The organism is Pseudomonas sp. p50(2008), assembly GCF_015351605.1.
In the GTDB taxonomy this organism is placed as follows: Bacteria; Pseudomonadota; Gammaproteobacteria; order Pseudomonadales; family Pseudomonadaceae; genus Aquipseudomonas.
Window position 1 is genome coordinate 96,027 of record NZ_JACMYF010000006.1, and the last position, 20,880, is coordinate 116,906.

The window sequence follows — 20,880 nt, forward strand, 5'->3', positions numbered from 1 at the left end:
GCCTTGCTCCCGCAGATGATCCTGTTCTCACACTTTCATGCAGAAACCGCTCGCTTCGACACGCTGGTTGACTCACTCAGCGCGGGCAAACCGCGAATGATGTCCGATGCCCGCTCGCCGATCATTGTGCAGGCTGCGTTGGTGTTGCCCGACACAATGTTGGGCATGATCGAGGCATCGGCTACCCGCAGGTTTTCGATGCCCCTGACGCGCAGTTCCGGGTCGACGACGCTCATGAAATCCGTGCCCATTTTGCACGTGCCCACCGGGTGCAATGCCGCACGGGCGTTGCGTCTCAGGTAAGCGCCCAACTCCGCGCGATCGACGAAGGTGCGCCCTGGGTAATGCTGAGCGGCAACGTAGGCGCTGAAGGCTGGCTGACTCATGATGTCCTGGCCAATCAGATAACCTTCGACCAGACGCTCCAGATCATAGGGATCGGTCATGTAGTTGGGTGCGATGCGGGGCAGTTGCGACGGCTCGGCGCTGCGCAGCGTGACGCTGCCGCGTGAGCGCGGTCGCACGTGCTCAAAGTTGAGGGTACAACCGGTGCCGCCCGGCACGCTGTCGGTACCCTCCTCGATGCCCGCGCCCACCAGGAAAAAATACTGCAGGTCAGGCATCTGATCGGTTTGCGAGCCACGCGCGAACAAACCTCCCTCGATCAGGTTCGAAGCGATCGGACCGCTGCGTGCCACCAGGTACTGCAAGGCTGCCCAGGCTTTCCAATGGTTTTTTTTGTAGCGGTCATAGCTGTGCACATTCTTGAGTTGGTAAACCTGCGACATCTCAAGATGGTCCTGCAGGTTCTCCCCTACGCCCGGCACATCGGCCTGCACCTTGATGCCCAACGCAGTGAGTGCGTCTGCCTGGCCAATGCCCGACACCATCAAGAGCTTGGGTGAATTGATTGCACCGGCCGACACGATCACTTCCCCGCTCGCCTTTATTGTCAGCAGGTCGCGGCCGACGCTGTATTCCACCCCGATCGCCCGACCTCGCTCAATCAGAATGCGTGAAACCCTGGCGCCCGTGATCACTTTCAGATTGCTTCGATGCAGGGCCGGCCGAAGGTATGCACTGACGGAGCTGACGCGCAGCCCGTTCCTGGCCGCTACCTGGTAGTAGCCACATCCGTCTGGCGTTCCGGAATTGAAATCCGCGTTGAACGCGAATCCTGCCTGCTGGCAGGCCTGCAACCATTTGCGCGTCAGGGGATGCACATGGTTGTTGAAAGACACCCCCAACGGCCCGCCCATACCGTGTGCTTCGTTGCAGAAATCAGAGTTGTCTTCACTGCGCCGGTAGTACGGCAATATATCTGCGTAGCCCCAGCCAGTGGCGCCACTGCTTGCCCACTCATCGTAGTCGGCAGGGTTGCCGCGGGCATACACCATGCCATTGATGGAGCTGCCGCCGCCCAGCACACTGGCCTGGATCATCGAGTCCCCCGGCGCGCGGTCGAAATCGGCTGGCGATTCCCAGGGGTATCGTTTCAGTAAAGGGCCCTGACAGGTTTTGTAGTAGGTGCCTGGAAACCGGATCCAGGGATTGCGGTCCGCCGGCCCTTCTTCAAGCAACACAACCTGCACGGCCGGATCTTCAGACAACTTTGCCGCCAGAATACAACCGGTAGTACCGCCGCCGACGATGACATAGGTGGGATGCCGAGACATATCGCACTTCCATTTTCATGAGACAAAAAAGGGTGTCGATACCCGTCCGACACCCGAAAACCGGGCGCCACAGCGCCCGGCACATCCGTTGGGCTACAGGTTCTGAAGGTCCTTGACGATGCGGTCTGCGGCCTGTTGAGAGGTCATCGACGGAGTGTTGGCAAAATGGGTAATCACATCCATCAACACGCCGCGGACGTCACGGTCCACCGCAATGTTTTCGATGAAGGACGGCAACATGCCGCCATTGGCCTGGTTGGCCTTTCGATCCGCCAGGTTGATCTGGGCGCAGCTGTCGAACTGGTCTGCCGGCACGTCGGTGATGGTCGGAATCGAGCCTTTGCGACGACTGAATTCAATCTGCACCGCCGGGTCGATGACCAATCCAGCGAAAATCTTTTGCGTGGCTTGACGTTGAGGATCGCTCTGGGTGAAGAACGCCAGTTCGTCAGTCAAGTAAACAAAGTTCTGACCGGTACCTGGCGAACTGGCACACAGGAAATCCTCTCCAGGTTGCTTGCCAGCGCGCAGAAATTCGGCCTTGGCAAAGTCACCGATGAACTGAAAAGCGGCTTTGCCATCGATCACCATCTGCGTGGCCGCATTCCAGTCCCTACCGATGCGATTCTTGTCGGAGAAGTTGATGAGCTTGCGGAACTGATCGAACACTTTAACCATCGTGGGGCTTTTGATGGCTTGGGGATCATGCTCGACGATGGCCTTGTTGTAGAAATCCTTGCCACCGACGCCCAGGATCACCGACGTGAACATCTGGCCTTCCTGCCAGTCTTCGCCGCCCAACGCCAATGGAATGACACCGTCTTTCTGCATGCGCTCAGCCAGCGTGTTGAACGCCTCCCATGTCGTTGGCAGTTCACCGCCATACTTGGCCAATAACGCTTTGTTGGCCCACATCATGTTTTCCCGATGCTCAACCAGCGGGATCGCGTAATAGGACCCTTTGTACATCGCCACCTTGCGCATTTCCGGCGACAGTTTCTGGTCCCAGCCCTGCTCTTTCGCCTGGGCATCCAGGTTGCTCAAGACGTTCTGCTCGACGTAAGCGTGCATGAGATTGGGGACTGTCTGGGTGACGTCAGGCAGATTACCCGCTGACAACCGGGCTTGAAGTGCTTGCTGCTGATTGTTGCTGTTATTGCCGGCGATGGCGGAGTCTTGCCACTCGAGCCCGGCCTTTTTGACCGCGTCTTTCAATGCGTCCAACGCATAGGCCTCACCCGCTGAAGACCAGGGGTGAACGACTTCGACCTTTGGCTGCGCGGCGATCACGAACTGAGTGGTGAGCAAGCACCCCAGCACAGTGCTGACCATCACATTGCGTTTGCAGCCCAGTGAACGGATACCTTGAAAACTCGTTGTGTTTTTCATCACATATCTCTTCTTTTTTTGGACAGGGAGAGGGCAGTTGATAAAGCAGCAGGCGTCCTTTTACCGCCTGGCCAGACAACCACTCGGGCCAGGTTGTAAACACGGTTTTTTTATTGGAAAGTCAGCGGCAAATCCGTTGCTCGGTCGAGGCATCGAACAGCAAGGCCTTGCGTATATCGACGGCCAGGCTGACCCGTTGCCCGGGCGTGCCGACGCCAGGCGCGAACCGGGCCATCAGGGTTTCGCCGCTGGCTTGGACCAACACGAAATTGTCCGAGCCCGTCGGTTCGACAACGTCCACCACGGCGTCGATCAGCGCCGACGCAGCGCCTTGCTCGGCATAGGCGAGCCATTCCGGGCGAACCCCCAACACCACCTTGGCGCCCAGGTAGACCTTGAGATTTTCGGTGAGCGGGCCCAGGTTGATGCGCAAGCCGGATGGGGTCTGGGCGCTCCCTCGAAAAACCGCATCCGGGCCCTCGGCCACCAGGATGCCCTCCAGACAGTTCATGGACGGCGAGCCGATAAAACGCGCCACGAACAGATTGGCCGGTTGCTCGTAAATCGTCTGTGGCGAACCGATCTGCTGAACTTCACCCCCCTTCATCACCACAATCCGCGTAGCAAGGGTCATCGCTTCAATCTGATCGTGAGTCACATACACCGTGGTGGTCTGTTCGCGCTGGTGCAGCTTCTTGATTTCAGCGCGCATGTCGGTGCGCAACTTGGCGTCCAGGTTCGACAGTGGTTCATCGAACAGAAAGATCTTCGGTTGGCGCACCATCGCCCTTCCCATGGCGACTCGCTGACGCTGACCGCCGGAAAGCTGTGACGGCTTACGATCAAGCAATTGGTCCAGCTGCAAAACCCCCGCCACACGCTTGACGGCCTCGTCCTGCTCCTGGCGCGACGCACCGCGCACCCGCATGCCAAAGGTCAGGTTACGACGCACGGTCATGGTGGGGTACAGCGCGTAGGACTGAAACACCATGGCAATGTCCCGGTCTGCCGACTCGATGTCATTGACGACCACCCCGTCGATCATGATCTCCCCACTGCTGACCGGCGCCAGACCCGCAATGGCACTCAACAGGGTGGACTTGCCACAACCCGAAGGCCCCAGCAACACCAGAAACTCCCCGTCCTCAACATCAATGTTGATGCCCTTGAGGGTGCGCAGATCACCGTAGTGCTTTTCCACGTTTCGAATATTCAGAGATGCCATTTCACTTACCCCTTGACCGCGCCAGCCATGAGGCCGCGAACGAAATATTTGCCAGCCAGCAGGTACACCACCAGGGTCGGCAATGCCGACAGCAGCGCGCCAGCCATGTGAATGTTGTAGGGGCGCTCACCGGCAGCAGAGCTCACCATATTGTTCAGCGCGACCATGATTGGACTGTTTGCACCGCTCGTGAACGAGACGCCGAACAGGAAGTCATTCCAGATACTGGTGAACTGCCAGATCACCGTGACCACGATCATCGGCGTGGACATCGGCAGCACGATCAGCACGAACGTGGTCCAGAACCCGGCACCGTCGACCTTCGCGGCCTTTATCAGATCCTGTGGCACCGTCATGAAATAATTGCGGAAAAACATGGTGGTCATCGGCAACCCGTAAAGGGTATGCAGCAAGATCAGACCGCCGATGCCGTTGGAAAGACCGAGCAAACCGAGCATTTTGGAAATCGGTACTAGCATCACCTGATACGGTGCGAAGGTGCCGAACAGGATCAGGCCGTACACCAGGTTCGCCCCGCGGAAGCGAAACTTCGACAATGCGTAGCCGTTCACCGCGCCGACCAGAGCCGAAATCAGCACGGCAGGCACCACCAGCAATATCGTATTGAGGTAATAGCCACGCAGGCCCACGCAAAGGGTGCCAATGCAGGCACTGGACCAGGCCTCCCGCCAGGGTTGCAGGGTCGGATGGGTGGGCAACGCCAGAATCGAGGAATGAAGGATTGCATCCATGTCCTTGAAGGAGGCAAAAACCATCACCAGCAGCGGCAGCAGGAAGAAAGCCGCGAAACCGATCAGCACCGCATATACCGCCGCGCGGCGCATGAATCTGTTGGCCTGACGACCAAGGTTACGCTGACGGACCAATGGGCGGATCTCAGTGGCTGCTGTCATTGTGTTCATGTTTGAACTCCGCATACAGGTAAGGGACAACGATGACAACCACCACCAACAGGATCATCACGGCACTTGCGGACCCTTGGGCCATCTGCCCGCACAGGAACGTCGAGTTGTACATAAACGTCGTGGGCAAATCGCTGGAGTAACCCGGACCTCCATTGGTCATCGCCACCACCAGGTCGAACGAACGCACGGCCTGGTAAACCAGAATGACAATCGCGGAGAACATGGAGGTGCGCAGCATCGGGATGATGATGCAGGTGTAGATCCTGAAGGCACCGGCGCCTTCCAGTTGAGCCGCCTTCACGATCTCGGAATCGACGCCGCGCAGCCCGGCCAGAAAGATCGCCATGACGAAACCGGCGGTTTGCCAGACGGCCGCAATCACCAGTGTGTAAACGGCCATTTTCGGGTCAACAAGCCAATTGAAACTGGCACCCTCCCAGCCCCAACTGCGTAACAGGTGCTCAATACCGGTACCCGGATTGAGAATCCATTTCCAGGCGATACCCGTCACAATCAGGGAAATCGCCATCGGGTACAGGTAGATCATGCGCAGGGTGCTTTCACCCCGGATTTTCTGGTCCAGGAAGATCGCAATGATCAAGCCGAGCAACAGCGAGATCAGCGCGAAACCGACCGAAAACAACACCAGATTGATGACCGAGGTATTCCAGCGGTCCGACTCCCACAATCGGACGTATTGGCTGAATCCGACGAAGTCGTACTGGGGGAAATACTTCGAGCTGGTGAAGGAAATGACCGTCGACCAGCCGATGAATCCGTAAACACTGATCGCCACCAGAATAAACGTCGGCGCGACCGCTAAAGCCGCCGGACTCCAGCGTCGTTTTCCAGGCCGCCGCAGCGGTGCTGCATCGGCCGCCTGATGCAGCCTTGATAGGGTTGGACTCACGGTGTCTCTCCTCGGTGGCAGTCTTGTTAGGGCACTTTTGGGGCGTGCGCTGCTCTATGGGCGGCACTACGGATCAGGGAACGGGATCAGGGAACTTCGTCGGAAAATGCGTCGAGGGCACCTCGGCTCTCGCGTGAAATCATCACTTCGACCAATGCAGGGCCTTTGCTGTTGAGCGCTTTGTGCAGCGCCGGGCCGAGCTGATACGGATGCTCGATACGCCACGACTCAAGGCCGAAGCTGCGCGCTACTTCCGCGAACTCCGGAGAGTAAGGTTTGCCATCCGGGAGATTGAATTCACTGCGCGCGTAGCGGCCCGAGTGTTGCGTGCGGGCATCGCGTAACGACGAATACCCGCTGTTGTTGAACACCATGAAAAGCACCGGGATGCAGTGCATGACGCACACCGCCATTTCCTGCATCGATTGCAAGAAATCACCGTCGCCCACCACACACACCACCTGGCGTGCAGGCATCGCCAGTTTCGCGCCAATGGCCGCCGGCACCGCCCATCCCTGTGCACCGAAGACAGTGGAAGACAGGTAAGTACGCGGGGAAAATACAGGGAACATCTGCACCATGGCGTCACCGACATTGCCGGTGCCAACGACCACGATCGCGTCTCGCTCGAGCACCGCCCGCAACTCGGCCATGGGCCGCTGTACGATGAAGGGTGAGGACTCGTCGGCTCGTTCTTTGTCCAAGCGCGCTTCCCAGTTGGCTCGAAGCTCGGACAGATGCTTGAGGTAGGCCGAACGTTGCAGTGAGATTGCGTGATATTGCGCGGTCGAGACCAGCGCCGCCAATGCCGCCAGGGCGCTGCAGGTATCGCCTTGCATACCCAGCTCAACCTGACCGACCCGGCTCGAGTCAGCGAGATCGGCATCGATCCAAATCACCGGAGCCCGGCACTCTATGTCGGTCAGCTTGCTGTCCAGCAACAAGATGAGGTCAGCCTCCGCCAGGAGACGGTTGGCACAAGCGCTCCCCGACTGACCCACGCAGCCTCCTGCCAGCGGGTGATCCTCGGCAATCGCGCCTTTGCCATTGGCCGAGGTCAGTACCGGGATGCAAAAACGCTCGGCGACTGTGAGTAACTCCTTGCACGCTTCGCCAATCAGTACTCCGGCACCCGCCACAATGACGGGGCGAGCAGCCTTGGCCAACCATTCAGCCGCTTGAGCAACCTGGCCCGCCGGGACGGCAGATCGCTCGGTAGACGCGCGAACCGAGACCGCCGCAAAATCGACACTTTGCCCTTGAACTGCAACCGGTATTTCAATACTGACAGGCCCGGGACAAGGACCGGCCATCGTGGAAAAAGCCGTGCGCATCAACGTCGGCAAAGCAGTCGCCGACTCGGTGACCAACCGGGCTTTCAGGGTTTTGCGCGGGTGATTTCGCTCTGCGCCTGCCAGGTCCGGTGCCGTGTCGATACCGGGCAAATGCGACAGCTGCCCCCCACTGATCACCAGCATCGCACTGCCTTCGGCATAGGCGCACGCCAGGCCTCCCAACGCCTTGGAGACACCGGTAGCGGTCGGCAACAAGGCGGCCATCGGCCGACCGCAAGCACGGTAATAACCATCGGCCATGTGCACGCAGCTTTGTTCCTGCATGACTTGAATGAAAGGAATGCCGTGTGTCGACTACAAGGCATCGACAATGGCCCAGGAACCGTAACCCGGAATTCCGGCGACGTATTCCACACCATGTGCTTTGAGCAATCTTGCAAGGGTTTGGCTGCCGGTGAGCTTCACTGTGAACTCCAAACGGACCTGAGCGAGTGTCACCAGCGTGTCCCCTGTGGGGAGTCGCTGGCCTGACGTTGGACTCGAGTATTGGCCGCGTCGCCCTGACACTCAATTTCGCAGACTGCGCAAAAGCGACGCACTTTGACGCAGCGTGCACCCCCCTGTTCCAGACGACTCCTGCCCCTGTGAAAGCGGCAAGCAGGCCGCTTCCTCAGCGCTTTTGAGCACGCTCGCAAGCGCCAAGGGGAAAAGTGCGTCGTGTTGCGTCGGCAGCGGGAAGATGTCGAAAACAAAAGGAGGGAAACCCACGATGGAAAACCTGCGACCCGCAACGTTCCCCTGAAAAAACAGAGGAACGCCAAGGGGCACGCGGCCTGAGTGAACCAGGTGACCAACCTGAACCGGCATCACGACCTGTGAATGCCGGCCTCACTCTTGGCCGGGACAGCCTCAGGCTGCCTATTTGGCCAACTGCTCGGCAACACGGTGCGCATTGCACGCACGCGCGCGGATTTTCATACGGTTTTCTTGTAGCGGCGAATACGAATGTCTGCCTGCTCCTTGTGACCGGCAAAGCCTTCCATCGCACAAAGGCGTGAACAGTATTCGCCCACCATCACAGAGGCCTCGTCGGTCAGGACACGCTGGTAAGTGCACGTCTTGATGAACTTGCCCACCCAGAGCCCGCCGGTATAGCGCGCTGATTTGGTGGTCGGTAGTGTGTGGTTGGTGCCAATCACCTTGTCGCCGTACGACACGTTGGTGCGCTCGCCGAGAAACAGCGCACCATAGTTCGTCATGTGTTCAAGGAAATACAAAGGATCGCGGGTCATCACCTGAACGTGTTCCGAGGCGATACGGTCGGCCTCCTCCACCAACTCCTCCACGGTATCGCACAAGATGATTTCACCGTAGTCACGCCACGCCACACTGGCGACCGCGGCCGTTGGAAGCACCGCCAACTGGCGTTCGATTTCAGCGGGAATCGCCTCGGCGAGCGTGGCGCAATTGGTCAGGAAAACCGCTGGGGAGTTCACCCCGTGCTCGGCCTGGCCCAGCAGGTCTGCTACCACGATTTCAGCGTCGCTGGAGTCATCGGCAATCACCAGCGTCTCGGTAGGGCCGGCGATTAAATCGATCCCGATCTTGCCAAACAACTGACGTTTGGCCTCCGCCACATAGGCATTACCCGGCCCGACCACCATGTCCACGGGCGCAAACTGCTCTGTGCCCAAGGCCAGCGCTGCGATCGCCTGCACGCCACCGACACAATAAATTTCATCCGCGCCAGCCAGGTGCATGGCCGTCACGATAGCAGGGTGTGGCTTGCCATCAAAAGGTGGTGCCACAGCGACAACACGCTTCACCCCCGCCACCTTGGCAGTGAGCACGCTCATATGAGCGGATGCCAGCAGCGGATACTTCCCGCCCGGTATGTAACACCCGACCGAGTTAACCGGAATGTTCTTGTGCCCAAGAATGACCCCCGGCAGCGTCTCGACCTCCACATCGATCAATGCCGACTTTTGTACTTCAGCGAACCGGCGTACCTGAGCCTGAGCGAAGGTGATGTCATCCAGCTCCTGTTTCGACAGGCTGGCCACACAGGCGGCAACTTCTTCATCGCTCAGGCGAAAGTCCGCCGGCGACCAGTTGTCGAACTTCTGGGAGTACTCACGCACCGCAGCGTCACCCTTGCGCCCGACATTGGCGATGATGTCTGCAACGACGTCGCGAACCTGGCCCGCGATTTCCGCCTGTGCTTCCACCGGTTTACTTGTTTTCAGGTATCGAATCATCTCTAACTCCGGTTCAAATCACGAGAAGGCGCCGTGCACTGCATTGCGTGAAACAGCGGGCAGTGACGCGACGGTTGTTCGAGGTGATTTTCCCGGCATGGGCAAGTGCTCACAATTTCGCACTGAATGTATAGGTGACGCAGGGTGACGCACCTCGAACGCTGCAGGTGCGATCATTTGGACAACGGGCCCGGCATCCGGGCCGAGTTACTCAGGCCTGCCTCAAAGCCCCCTCGAACGCCGGCGTCAGCCCCGACAACTCCAGCTTGCGCACGAAGTCGCCGAGACGCTGTTGCTTGTAGGCGTCGACATCCATGTCGCGGTAGTCGTAAAAGCCCTGGCCGTCTCGCAGGCCATTGCGCCCGTTTTGCATATTGTCGGCGATCACTTGTGGCGACTCGAAACGCGGTGCCAGCGCGCCGCTCAGGTAACGCGATGCGTAGTAGAGAATGTCGCCTCCACCCCAGTCGATGAACTCGAGCAGGCCCAGCACCGAGAAGCGCAGGCCGAAACCCACGCGCACCGCCGTGTCGATGTCTTCCGCGCTTGCCACGCCCTCCTCGACCATCCGTGCGGCTTCGTTCATCGCCAGTGCCTGGATGCGCGGGACGATGTAGCCGGCGACCGGATTGCACACCACCGCCACCTTGCCGATGCGCTTGAGCAGTTGCAGCAGCCGCTCGACCACGTGCGGGCACGTCGTTTCGCTGCGACTGACTTCCACCAGCGGCATCAGGTACGCCGGATTCAGCCAGTGCGCGTTCACGAAACGCTTCGGCTCACTGACCATTCCACTCAGCTCGGTGACCAGAAAGGTCGAGGTCGTCGAGGCAATGATGGTCGAGGCCGGAACATGCTCGCTGACCCAGGCGAAGGTCTCCTGCTTCACCGCAATGACTTCCGGCACGGCTTCGAACACCAGGTCGCACTCGCTCAGTGTCGCTGCAGCGCGGGATCTGGCTTGCAGCGTCAACCGTGACATCGCGGTGTCCGCCTGGTCCGGCAGGAGCACACCGAGGCGGACAAGCATCTGCAGTTCGCCGCGAACATTGTTTTGCACACGCTCGAAGTAGGCGCGCCGCTCATCCTCGGCGCGCTCCTTGATGTCGATGAGGGTGACTGGCAGGCCCGCGTGGATGAACGCCAGCGCAATGCCCTCGCCCATCCGGCCGGCACCGACCACGCTGACTGACGGCAGCGCCGCGTTCATCAGTTGTAGCCCCGGGTCAGGAGCTCGGTCATTTGCGCCCGGTCAAGACTGGCCAGCCCCAGGTTCTCCAGGGTGCGGCCTTCGGCGTAGAGGTCGCGTGCCGCCACCACCGAGGCGATGCTCAGCAGGCCTTGCGCCACGGGGGTCGGGACACCGGCCCAGCGCCCCACGGAAACCAGGAAGGACAGGCCCAGGCGGGTGTCTTCGAGCATGTATCTATGGGTCTGCAAGTCGATGTCTTCGCGCCAATCGCCGCTGTCGGTCAGCTTGCCGTGGGCACCCCGTCCGTACATCCACTCTTCGCCGTCGCTAGTGTTGTAGTGATCAGCCAGCGGAAAGTGCGGTGCGCCATAGGTCAGTGCTTCGCGCACGGCCATGCGTTCGGCATCCAGCTGGTTGGTCACCCGGCGAATCGACGGCTGGGTGCCCTCGTTGTGAATGTCCCAGGCGTCGAAATGCTCAAGCGGACCGGCGTTCATCATGATCAGCGGCGGATGAATGATGGGGCCCGCGTTCATCAGCGCACCGCTCAAGGCGTCTTCAATCGGTTCGACACTCGGGTAGGCTTCGCGCAGCACAGCGAAGGCGTGGTCGGACAGGTTGCTGGGGAATACGCCGGTCGGCAGGCGGGTGGCGTAGCCGCTGATCACCAGGTCGCTGGCGCCGTGCTTGCGCACCAGATACGGCAGCGTACCGGTTTCAGCGAAGGCGACTTTGCTCTGGTTGCCCGCATCGGCCATGGCCTTGGCAAACACGTAGCTGCCGAAGGTACCCGGTGGCAGGAACACCACTTGACCCTCTTGCAGGTGCGGCGCGACGTGTTTGGCGAGGTCTTCGTGGGAGGTCGACGGCAGCGGGATGATGACCAGTTGCGCGTCACTCAGGGCTTCGGCGAGGTCGTCGGTCAACGACAGTTTGTCTCCCTGCTGACCGACAGACAACTGACGCGTGCCACGGTAGTCCCTGATCGTCAGCGCGCCGATGGCCAGCAATTCCTTGAGCGCTGCGCCATCGCGACGCCACAGGCGAGTCAGGTAGCCTTTCTCAGCCATTTCGACAGCAGCGGCGTAACAGCCGTGACCACCACCCAGCACGGTAATATTCATCGAGATGCTCCTTTGATAAGAGACTCGATCCTATCGAGCCACGCCGCCAGCGACTTATCCGATTGCGCAACCGACTGACCCATTACGCAGAAGTCTCAATGCCTGTGCCGTCGCAGGGTGTCTGACGGCAGGCAGCCGTAGCGTTGCCGGTAGCCGCTGGAGAAATGCCCGAAGCTGTTGATGCCATGACGCAACAGGATATCGGTGACGGTTTCCCCGACCCTGGCCTGCTTCAGTGATTCGTGGATCAGCGCAAGCCGGCGATCGCGAATGTAGTCGACCGGCGCCTGCTGGAGGAACTGGTTGAAGCCGTTCTGCAAGGTGCGCACCGAGACGCCACAGAGTTCGCTCAAGGTCGCCAGGCTGATCGGCTCGTCGAGGTGTTCCTCGATGTAGTCACGGGCTTTTTTCACGTGATGCGGCAGCGGTGCGCGGGCGTCGTTCAACAGATCCGCGGAGTAGTTGTGCGGCAGCTGGGTCAGCAGCAATTGCATCAGGTATTCGGACAGGCTGCTGGCGATGCGCGAGCCGTCGACGCCGCTGCCGTACAGCCGGCAGATATAGTCCAGGGTGTGATAAAGGCTGACGGCACCGGCGCTCAGATGATCGACCATGACATCAAAGATCACTGATTGTCGCAGGCTGCGATCCAGCAGGCGTTGCAGTTGCATTTCCAGGGCATCACGGTCGACGCGCAGGATCAGGTTGCGGCATTCGCCATCAGTGACGATGCGGCTTTGCGCGAACGGCGAGGAAACGCTCAGGTAGCCCGACTGCATCGCCGCGCTTTGCCGCCCGTGCGCCACTTCGCACTGCCCCTGCAAGGTAATGCGAAACAGGTACTGATCGGCAATGTCGCCGATGGTGATCTCCACCGGGGCGCCGTAACGCAAGTCGAGCAATGCCAGGTCGCCGAAAAATACCCCATTGAGCCGGGTGCAGATGGGTGCGTCACGCAGCACGTTGAAGCTGTGCGGGCACAGGTATTGGCTGACCTTGGCCTTGATCTCACGGTAATCGGTTGAGCTGAGCAGGCTGTGCCGCTCGAGCAGGTGTACGTCATTCAACATCGAGGGCTCTCCTGATCTGGAGCGAATCGGCCCCGCTGCGTTTGCACGAAGCGGGGCCGTGGTGTCGATCATGAACGATCGCACATCACGCCGGGGTCGGGTACTCACGGGCATAGCTTTCGCGGAAATGACGGCAACCTCGCCACAGCAGAACCACCGTCAACACCGACGCACCAGCGATCACCAGGGACATGGACGAGCCCACCGCCGCCGGCGAGCCGAAGTAACGGTCGGTCAACAGCGCCACCAGCGTGGTGCCCACGCCCAGACCGAGCAGATTGCTGATGAGCAGGAACACCGCCGAGACCTGTGCACGCACCTGATTCGGCGCGAGAATCTGCATCGCGGCGGTGGACGCCGGCATCGGAAACGAGGCAAAGAACATCGCCGGCACCAGCAGAGTCACCGACAGCCACAGCTGATCGACTTGCGGGAACAGGATGGCGGGTATCACCATGCCCAGTGCACCGATCACCCCGGTGCGCATCGCGGCGTCCTGATGGCCGCGCTTGGCGAGGAAGTCAGTGAGCCATCCGCCGAACAACACCCCGGTGGTGTTGGCCAGCAACAGCACCGTACCGAGCATGTAGCCCGCCTCGACCGGCGTCAGGCCGAACTTGCGGATGTACAACGCCGGGCTCCAGCTCATCATGCAGAACAGGGCCATGGCGTAGAACGAGAAGCCCAGGTAATGGCAGGTGAAAGTCGCACGGTGACGGCCGAGAAAGCGGATGCCATCGCTCATCGCAACCTTCTTCGGCCGCCCCTGCGCATCAACCTGCAAGCCTTTGCGCGCGGGGTCACGCACGGTGAGCCAGATCAAAATGCCGACCAGGATGCCGGGCAGACCGACAATGAAAAACGCCAGCTGCCAGGCTTTCATGGCACCGAGAAAGGCGACCTCGATGGTGTTCATGTCCTTGAGCAGCGCAATCACATAGCCCCCCACCAGGAAGGCCAGGCCGCCACCGACGAACGAGCCGATCGAGTAGATGCCCACCGCGCGGCCCAGTTTCTCCTTGGGGAACATGTCGCTGAACATCGAATACGCAGAGGGCGACAGGGCCGCTTCGCCGACGCCCACGCCAATGCGGGCGAGGAACATGTGCAGGAAGTTTTTGCTCAGGCCACACGCGGCGGTCATCAGACTCCACACCACCACGCCGACGGCGATGATCTTCGGCCGGGAGAAGCGGTCCGCCAGGTAGGCGATGGGCATGCCCATGAAGGCGTAGAACAACGAAAACGCCAGCCCGTGCAGCAGGCTGAACTGGGTATCGCTGATTTGCAGGTCGGCTTTGATCGGTTCGATCATCAGCGCGAGGATCTGCCGGTCCACGAATGAAAAGATGTAGGCGACCATGCACAGCCCCACCACGTACCACTCGTAAAGGTAAGTCTTCTTCTTTTGCAGGACCGCGTTATTGACCTGGACGTTCACGGGTATTTGCTCCTCTTGGAATACGCTCATGTGCGCAGCGCGCCGGCTAACGGCGCGCAGGACACCGACTGGGTAGTTGCGGGGCAGATGCAAAAGACGATGGGTTCAAACATGGCCGGGCCTCTTATTGTTTTGGGGTGTAACCCTGGTTGGATCGGGCTTACCAGAACTTCCAGGTGTAGGTCGTGGCGACACGGAATTCGTTGTAGTCGTATCCGTACTTCTGCTTCACGTCGATGTTGCGCAGGTCCAGCCCAAGTCCTTGCAGCGGCCCGCTCTGCACCACGTAGTTGAGCCCCAGGTAGCGTTCGCTTTCCTGGTTGTCGCTCAGGTCTGCGCCGCGGTTCCAGTGGGTTCCTTTGGTGTAACGGGTGTAGAACTTCAGCCCCGGCATCCCCATTGCGGCAAAGTCATAGCCGTAGCGCGCCGACCAGGATCGTTCACCCGGGCGAACAAACCCCAGGGACGACCAGTGCACCAGGTACGGTTGCGGGATATAACCGTTCATGGTCGGGAATACGCTGTCACCGAGCATGCGCTGGTAACTGACGCCAAACATATGGGCACTCTTGAGCAGGGTGAACAAGGCGCCGTAGGAGCGGTTGTCGATCTCACCGTTCAACGCCTCGCCCTCTTCGTTGTTATTGAAGTAGCGCAAGTCGGTTTTGAGTTTGTAGCCATTCCCCAGCTCAGCCATATGCATCAGGCCGACGTAGTGCTGCTGATAAATATCATGCAGCACGCCATAGAAATAACTGGCTTGCAGGTTTTTGCTGATGTCGTAAGTGGCGCCGCCGAAGTCCAGGCCATCACTGTCGAGATTATCGGTGGAGCCGTACTTGTACAGTTTCTCGTGGCTGGAAGATTCCCGCGTCACGGCAGACCAGAAACGACCGCCGGTCAGCGTCAACCCATCGATCTCCTTGGACTCCACCACGGCCCCCTGGTAAATGGTGTCCAGCTGGCGACTGGGGTCATCGAACGCAACCGGCAATTGCGGGCGCAGATCACCGACCTTCAACTCGGTCTTGCTGTAGCGCATCTTGAAGGTGGCCCCGGCCCGACTGTAGTCGTCTGCGGTCTGCCCGTCACGAACGCTATAAGGCAGCGAACCGTCATTGCCCGAAGAGTCCAGGCGCACGGCATATTGCGCATCCACATCAAGACCGATGGCCAGGGCGGTGTCGGTGTAGCCGGACGTAAATTGCGCATCGAAACCCTGAGACCAACTGTGCACTTCAGAATCCGGTGCCTGGGTGTTGGTGTAGTTACGGTGCAAGTAGAAGTTGCGCGTATCCACTTTGAAGTGACTGTCTTTAATCACATCAGCTTGTGCGGCCAGTGGAGAACAGATCCCCAACACACTGGCGATACCTATTCCACGGCATGACTGCCTTACTTGATACATCTGACATCTCCACATCTGTATGTGCCTGGGCACTGTTTTTATAGGAGCAGAATCAAACCAAAGACCACCGGGGGTGGTGCGAGCAGGGCTTTTTGTTGTTATGGGGTTAAAACGCCACGCGGTCTCAATGGAACAGCCCGCAACGACGACAACTCGTGTCTGTCCAAGGTAAGTCAGCAAGCGCTGCGCCGATATCAAGAAGAACAGCATCCGAAGGAGGGAAATCTGCCACCCCGCTAAAGGTTTCTCTTAGGCGGCTCTGAAGCGGAAGATGATGGTGCACGTGTTCTGCCTGGCAGCCTCCCCGATTGCGCAGGCAACTCTCCAATTGCGCAACCCGGTGCAGACAACCGGCCGAACGGTCGCTGGCACAAGAATTACGCTGTGTCGGCATTCGCGAAGCAAAAAAAACCCCGCAACCGAATGGGGTGCGGGGTAAAAAATTGGTTGGTTGCGGCCAACCAAAGGAGCTCTGTAGAAAACGTCAAGGCGCCGGGTTCAGATGCAATCCTGGGCAGCGCGTTCAAAACTCGAAGGCAAAAAGTTCGAGGCCAGCAAATGTCGTTCGTAGATGAACACCTTGCCGCCGCTGCCGGCCTTGTACGCCTCCAGCACGTTGTCTGCCGACACCTTGCTCGGCACCACGATCCGGTAGCTGCGCTGGGTTTGCGAAACAGTGGGATTCAACGCGCTGCCCTGCAATTTCGGTACTACGCAGTCGGCGTACTGGGCGGGGGTTTTGCTGGTCTTCAAGGTCATGGTCGGGTCGTTCGGTGCGCTGGCACAACCGGCGAGCAACAACGTGCCAAACGCCATGGCAGACACACAGGTGGGGCGCATCAATCTCATCCTCAACATAAAAATACGGCTTATCAGGCAGCAGAACCGCGTCACGCCGGTCGCCGTCGTCATTCGATGCAGGGGATTGTCCGGCTATTGTCATCAAAGTAGAACTTGCGTTTCGTGATGGTCACTATTACTTCTAACAATAGTTGCGCGACGCGCAGACGGGTAAATACTCAATCACCACTGAAAAGATTGAAGAGGATCTCTCCTTGAGAACTTTTGACTTCATCCGCGACGCTGTTTTGCCCGATTTCCGTGACCGGGTGGCCGAGTACCTGGTCCAGTACGAATCCGTACTGATGGGCGAACAAGCGCCCGACCCCGAGCTTGCACGGGCGACCGCCAATCAGTTGCGCGGTTATTTGCGTGGTTTGAACACTACACGGGTCTTGGGGATGGCGGATTGGGAGGAACTGGATCGGCGAGTGGTGGACCTGTGGCTTGGGCCACCGTCCGCTCAGCAGTAAGTTGGTGGACGGTCCGGGCAAGGTGCAGCAGCGGTCTAGACTAAACAAAGCTACACGCCTCCAGCCTCTTGACTCAGGGGAAACGGGATGACCGGGAAAACAGCGTGCCAATGCTCGTCATGGCTCCTCCCCGCCCTCCTCGCCATCAGCCTGGCGCTGACGACGGGGTGTTCCGGCAAATCAAAAGCGGCGCGTTATTCCACCTCGAACATAGGCTCCAACTGCTATGCAAAAGCACTTCCCACGGCTGGCGAAGGTGGATTGGCCTGGGGCAACACGTTAAGCATGGCCCGCAAAAAATCCATGGATAACTGCATGCGCTATGCCGGCCGCTCCGGTGGCACGCCGAACACCTGTCAGGTGGTGTTATCGGAGTGCCGGCATTGATAGCGCGAGCTACCCCTGTGGCGTAATGACTGCCACCTCATCTTAACAATGAAGATTCAAGTTGTTTTTTCTCAATCAAATGGAATGATCTGAATGGAACTCATCAATCAACTGCAACCCCACGCGTGTGCCGGCATGGAGGACATCAGACGCGAAATCGATGCCCTCGATCAGGCGGTTATCAAGCTGTTGGGCAAGCGTTTTCAATACGTTCTTGCGGCCTCGACGTTCAAGACCTCCGCGGCATCGGTGCGCGCACCGGAACGGTTCAAAGCGATGCTGGCAACACGTCGCGAGTGGGCTGAGGCAGAAGGCCTGAGCCCGGATGCAATCGAAAAGATGTACAGCGACCTGGTGAGCCATTTCATCGCCGAAGAAATGAAACACTGGGCAGCTCACCCGACCAACCCCTGATCAACGCGTGCGGGCTACCCGTTTTAAATCGGAGGCCCTGCCCGGTTCATTCCAGACCCTCTGCCAGCAGTGCCCGTTGTACTGCCGGTCGCTGACGGACACGGCTGTACCACGTCTGAAGATGAGTCAGGTCGTCGAAATATATCGGCGCGTTATACTGCGACTTCAACCAGCCCGCCTGCCCCCAACCTGTGAGGGCGAACAGGTAAGCATCGGCAACGGTGAACGTGTCGCCCAGCAGGTAGGTCCGGTCAGCGAGTTGTTTATCGATCCATGCAAACCGCGCCTCCAGCTTGGGCCTTGCAGTGTCCACGTACTTGCCGGCCAACGTGGCATAGAGCAGCGGGATAAAGCCCTTGTGGATCTCCGACGTCAGAAAGCCCAGCCATTCCTGAAGCCGATACCACTCAAGGGTGCCACTGGGTGGGGTGAGCCCCGATTCAGGTTTCTGGTCGGCCAGGTACTGCACGATCACCGGACCTTCGCGAAATCGGGTGCCGTCATCCAGCTCGAGGATCGGCACGTAGCCGAGGGGATTGATGTCGTAGAAATCGATGTCACCTTCGACCTTGTGCCGGCGATGATCGACCTTGAGTAGCGTGACATCCAGACCCAGTTCATTGATGACGATATGCGGGGAAAGTGAGCAACTGCCGGGGATGTAGTAGAGCTTCACGCGCGATCTCCTGAAGGGTCACTTCCACCTGGAAAGTGAGGAATGACTATCTTAGGGATCAGGTATATAAAAGGAAGAAGGCACTTTTTTATCATCTAGGTACAAAAAATATACCTGAAAGAGTGTGAGGATATTTCGTGAAAAGGAATGTGACTGGCTGCTCGGTGGAGGAATCCATGCGCCTGCTGGGTGGGCGTTGGCGACTGCTGCTGGTGTCCTACCTGCTCGATGGCCCCAAACGCTTCAATGAACTGCGGCGCGATGTTCCGGGCATTTCGCAGCGGATGCTCACCCTCGACCTGCGAGCCCTTGAAGAAGTGGGGCTGGTGAAACGTACGGTGTTCCCGACCGTCCCCGTCAAAGTGGAATATGAGCTTACCAAAGAGGGCGACCGGTTGAGGCCGGTCGTCAGCGTCATGCAGGAATTTGGCCTGTGGCTCAAGCAGAGCGGCAAAACGCAGATGCCGTCAGACGACGTGCAGGCGGACAAAGACTGACAGGCATTACTTGACGAGCCGCTTCTCCTTGGACGGCCGATAGCCGAAATACGCGCTGTAGCATTTGCTGAAATGACTCGGCGAAACAAACCCGCACGCCACCAGCACCTCCACCTGTGACAGCTCCGTGTGCTGCAACAGTCGGCGCGCTTCGGTGATGCGCAGTTCCAGGTAATAGCGCTGCGGCGTTGTACCCAGTTGCTCTTTGAACAGACGCTCGAGTTGCCGACGGGAGCGGCCCGCATAGACCGCCAGTTGCTCCAGTTCCAGCGGCTCTTCGAGGTTGGCGTCCATGAGCTTGACCACCTCGCGCAACGGCGCGCTGACGCAGATGTTTTCCGCCGGTTTGATACGTCGGTAACGCGACTCTTCGAACGCCAGGATATCCTCGACGCCTTCGACAAGCGCTTTGTCGTACAGGCCTTTGATCCAGTCCAGCGCCATATGGAACGCGCCGGAAGGACTGGACGCCGTGAGCCGGTCGCGATCGATGACATAGGGTTCGCTGCTGACGTGGGTCGCTCTGGAAATCTCCGCGAGCGCCGGGCGATGCTCGGGGTGAATCGCGCAACGGTAGCCATCGAGTAAACCGGCCTTGCCCAGGAACCAGGCGCCATTCCACAAGCCGGCCAGCATCACGCCCTGCTCGGCTGCCGTTTTCAGTAGCGTGATGAACGCCTCATTGGCTTTCAGCTCGGTTCGGTAACCGCCACAAACGACCAGCAGGTCCAGCGCTTTGGTCGCTGAACTGTCGATCACGGCATCTGGCCGGATCACCAGCCCCAGATCGCTGATGACCTCCCCTTCGCTCAAGCCAAACGTGCGGGAAGTAAACAAACCGGGGCGTAAAAGATTGGCGGTGATGATCGTATCGAGCACCTGCGTGAACGCCGGCAACGAGAAATGTTCGAGCAGCAAAAATCCTGTGCGGACCACTTGCGGTGTTTCGCCGGGGTTCTCATTCAAATAGCGAAGGTTTTTGCCCTTCATGCCTCCGCTGAATTGGCGTCGTTCGATCAATGCTCGACCTGCTCTGTCAAAAATGAACACGTTATGGGGTGCGCTGCCAAAGCGCAATGTTGGCGGCGAGAAGAAACGCGAACCTTTTCCTCTTGCATCTTGATGCTACGCTTTGAAAGCGACGCCCTCAAAAACTCCACTGCTCACGCTCGAGAGTGAAAACATGAAGTGGATCCTGATCGGTGGCATCACCGTAGCAATTATCGGCACGCTGACCCATGGGATCATCCAATGGAAAAATGCCGAAAAATATACCCAGGAATTACGCTGTGGTGAGGCCAGGGAGACGTTAAAGGGCGTTGAAGTCAGAGCACGCGCGCTGGCTGCAGGAATGACCGTGGATGCCTACGCCAAGGCCGAAGAAGATGAAGTGGCGAAACTGGTCGGCGCACTCGACGCCGCCACCAATGACTCTGAAATCGATTCGGTCATCGAGTCCCACGCGTCTGCCATTGGTGCGGAGGACGCGGCGATTGACGCAGAGGTTGATACGCGGGGCAATCAGGCCTTTCTGGAGCAACGATTGCGCAAACAACGGATCCCGGGGGACGTCAAACAAGAACTCGAACGCGCTGCAAAGGCCGTCAAACTCACTTGCAGCTAACGCTTGGGCAGTTGAGCAAGATCAAAAGATCGCAGCCTGCGGCAGCTCCTACAGG

General features: G+C 59.0%; 21 protein-coding genes. 5 read left to right on the top strand and 16 right to left on the bottom strand.

Annotation, left to right across the window (positions count from 1 at the left end):
- Positions 1–35: 35 nt before the first annotated feature.
- From H7698_RS17660 to H7698_RS17725, 14 genes are all read right to left on the bottom strand, one after another.
- Positions 36–1,676 (bottom strand): GMC family oxidoreductase, encoded by a 1,641-nt coding sequence (locus tag H7698_RS17660; protein ID WP_194692305.1) that lies wholly within the window; start codon positions 1,674–1,676, stop codon positions 36–38.
- Between the two features lie 93 nt (positions 1,677–1,769).
- Positions 1,770–3,065, bottom strand: coding sequence for an ABC transporter substrate-binding protein (locus H7698_RS17665; protein ID WP_208525754.1), 1,296 nt, complete (start codon positions 3,063–3,065; stop codon positions 1,770–1,772).
- A gap of 121 nt (positions 3,066–3,186) precedes the next feature.
- Complete coding sequence (locus H7698_RS17670; RefSeq protein WP_194692306.1) at positions 3,187–4,290, bottom strand: ABC transporter ATP-binding protein; 1,104 nt, start codon at positions 4,288–4,290, stop codon at positions 3,187–3,189.
- Positions 4,291–4,295: 5 nt separating this feature from the next.
- A complete protein-coding gene (locus H7698_RS17675; protein WP_208525765.1) occupies positions 4,296–5,135 on the bottom strand; it encodes a carbohydrate ABC transporter permease in 840 nt (279 codons plus the stop codon).
- A gap of 52 nt (positions 5,136–5,187) precedes the next feature.
- The gene (locus H7698_RS17680) at positions 5,188–6,105 is read right to left on the bottom strand and encodes a carbohydrate ABC transporter permease (protein WP_194692553.1); all 918 of its coding nucleotides are present in this window, start codon (positions 6,103–6,105) and stop codon (positions 5,188–5,190) included.
- A gap of 107 nt (positions 6,106–6,212) precedes the next feature.
- A complete protein-coding gene (locus tag H7698_RS31735) occupies positions 6,213–7,721 on the bottom strand; it encodes a thiamine pyrophosphate-binding protein (RefSeq protein WP_235992907.1) in 1,509 nt (502 codons plus the stop codon).
- Positions 7,722–7,775: 54 nt separating this feature from the next.
- Complete coding sequence (locus tag H7698_RS17690) at positions 7,776–7,919, bottom strand: hypothetical protein (protein ID WP_194692309.1); 144 nt, start codon at positions 7,917–7,919, stop codon at positions 7,776–7,778.
- A gap of 476 nt (positions 7,920–8,395) precedes the next feature.
- A complete protein-coding gene (hisD, locus tag H7698_RS17695; RefSeq protein ID WP_194692310.1) occupies positions 8,396–9,679 on the bottom strand; it encodes a histidinol dehydrogenase in 1,284 nt (427 codons plus the stop codon).
- Positions 9,680–9,890: 211 nt separating this feature from the next.
- Positions 9,891–10,889 (bottom strand): 3-hydroxybutyryl-CoA dehydrogenase, encoded by a 999-nt coding sequence (locus H7698_RS17700; protein ID WP_194692311.1) that lies wholly within the window; start codon positions 10,887–10,889, stop codon positions 9,891–9,893.
- Entirely contained in the window at positions 10,889–11,995 is a 1,107-nt protein-coding gene (locus H7698_RS17705) for an NAD/NADP-dependent octopine/nopaline dehydrogenase family protein (RefSeq protein ID WP_194692312.1), read from the bottom strand. Before H7698_RS17705 ends, H7698_RS17700 begins: the two co-directional genes overlap by 1 nt.
- 95 nt (positions 11,996–12,090) lie before the next feature.
- Positions 12,091–13,065: an AraC family transcriptional regulator gene (locus tag H7698_RS17710; protein ID WP_194692313.1), complete on the bottom strand. Its 975-nt coding sequence runs from the start codon at positions 13,063–13,065 to the stop codon at positions 12,091–12,093.
- A gap of 85 nt (positions 13,066–13,150) precedes the next feature.
- Positions 13,151–14,506 carry a spinster family MFS transporter gene (locus tag H7698_RS17715; protein ID WP_194692554.1) on the bottom strand — a complete coding sequence of 452 codons (1,356 nt, stop codon included), beginning with the start codon at positions 14,504–14,506 and terminating at the stop codon, positions 13,151–13,153.
- A 160-nt stretch (positions 14,507–14,666) separates the two neighbouring features.
- Positions 14,667–15,914: an OprD family outer membrane porin gene (locus H7698_RS17720; RefSeq protein ID WP_194692314.1), complete on the bottom strand. Its 1,248-nt coding sequence runs from the start codon at positions 15,912–15,914 to the stop codon at positions 14,667–14,669.
- A gap of 498 nt (positions 15,915–16,412) precedes the next feature.
- Positions 16,413–16,754 carry a hypothetical protein gene (locus tag H7698_RS17725; protein ID WP_194692315.1) on the bottom strand — a complete coding sequence of 114 codons (342 nt, stop codon included), beginning with the start codon at positions 16,752–16,754 and terminating at the stop codon, positions 16,413–16,415.
- Positions 16,755–16,969: 215 nt separating this feature from the next.
- Between H7698_RS17725 and H7698_RS17730 the strand changes: the two genes are divergently transcribed.
- From H7698_RS17730 to H7698_RS17740, 3 genes are all read left to right on the top strand, one after another.
- Entirely contained in the window at positions 16,970–17,227 is a 258-nt protein-coding gene (locus tag H7698_RS17730) for a hypothetical protein (RefSeq protein WP_162439796.1), read from the top strand.
- Between the two features lie 87 nt (positions 17,228–17,314).
- A complete protein-coding gene (locus H7698_RS17735) occupies positions 17,315–17,614 on the top strand; it encodes a hypothetical protein (RefSeq protein ID WP_194692316.1) in 300 nt (99 codons plus the stop codon).
- Between the two features lie 93 nt (positions 17,615–17,707).
- Positions 17,708–18,028 carry an isochorismate lyase gene (locus tag H7698_RS17740; protein ID WP_194692317.1) on the top strand — a complete coding sequence of 107 codons (321 nt, stop codon included), beginning with the start codon at positions 17,708–17,710 and terminating at the stop codon, positions 18,026–18,028.
- 46 nt (positions 18,029–18,074) lie between these two features.
- On the opposite strand, the gene gstA is transcribed toward H7698_RS17740, so the two are convergent.
- On the bottom strand, positions 18,075–18,704 hold the full coding sequence (gene gstA / locus H7698_RS17745) for a glutathione transferase GstA (RefSeq protein ID WP_162439799.1): 630 nt from the start codon (positions 18,702–18,704) through the stop codon (positions 18,075–18,077).
- Between the two features lie 176 nt (positions 18,705–18,880).
- On the opposite strand from gstA, the gene H7698_RS17750 reads away from it, so the two are divergent.
- On the top strand, positions 18,881–19,201 hold the full coding sequence (locus H7698_RS17750; RefSeq protein WP_208525756.1) for a winged helix-turn-helix transcriptional regulator: 321 nt from the start codon (positions 18,881–18,883) through the stop codon (positions 19,199–19,201).
- Positions 19,202–19,207: 6 nt separating this feature from the next.
- Here H7698_RS17750 and H7698_RS17755 read toward each other — a convergent pair whose 3' ends face one another.
- Positions 19,208–20,191 (bottom strand): GlxA family transcriptional regulator, encoded by a 984-nt coding sequence (locus tag H7698_RS17755; protein ID WP_162439807.1) that lies wholly within the window; start codon positions 20,189–20,191, stop codon positions 19,208–19,210.
- Between the two features lie 142 nt (positions 20,192–20,333).
- Between H7698_RS17755 and H7698_RS17760 the strand changes: the two genes are divergently transcribed.
- Positions 20,334–20,825, top strand: a complete 492-nt coding sequence (locus H7698_RS17760; protein WP_328803750.1) for a hypothetical protein — start codon at positions 20,334–20,336, stop codon at positions 20,823–20,825.
- The last annotated feature ends 55 nt before the right edge of the window (positions 20,826–20,880 follow it).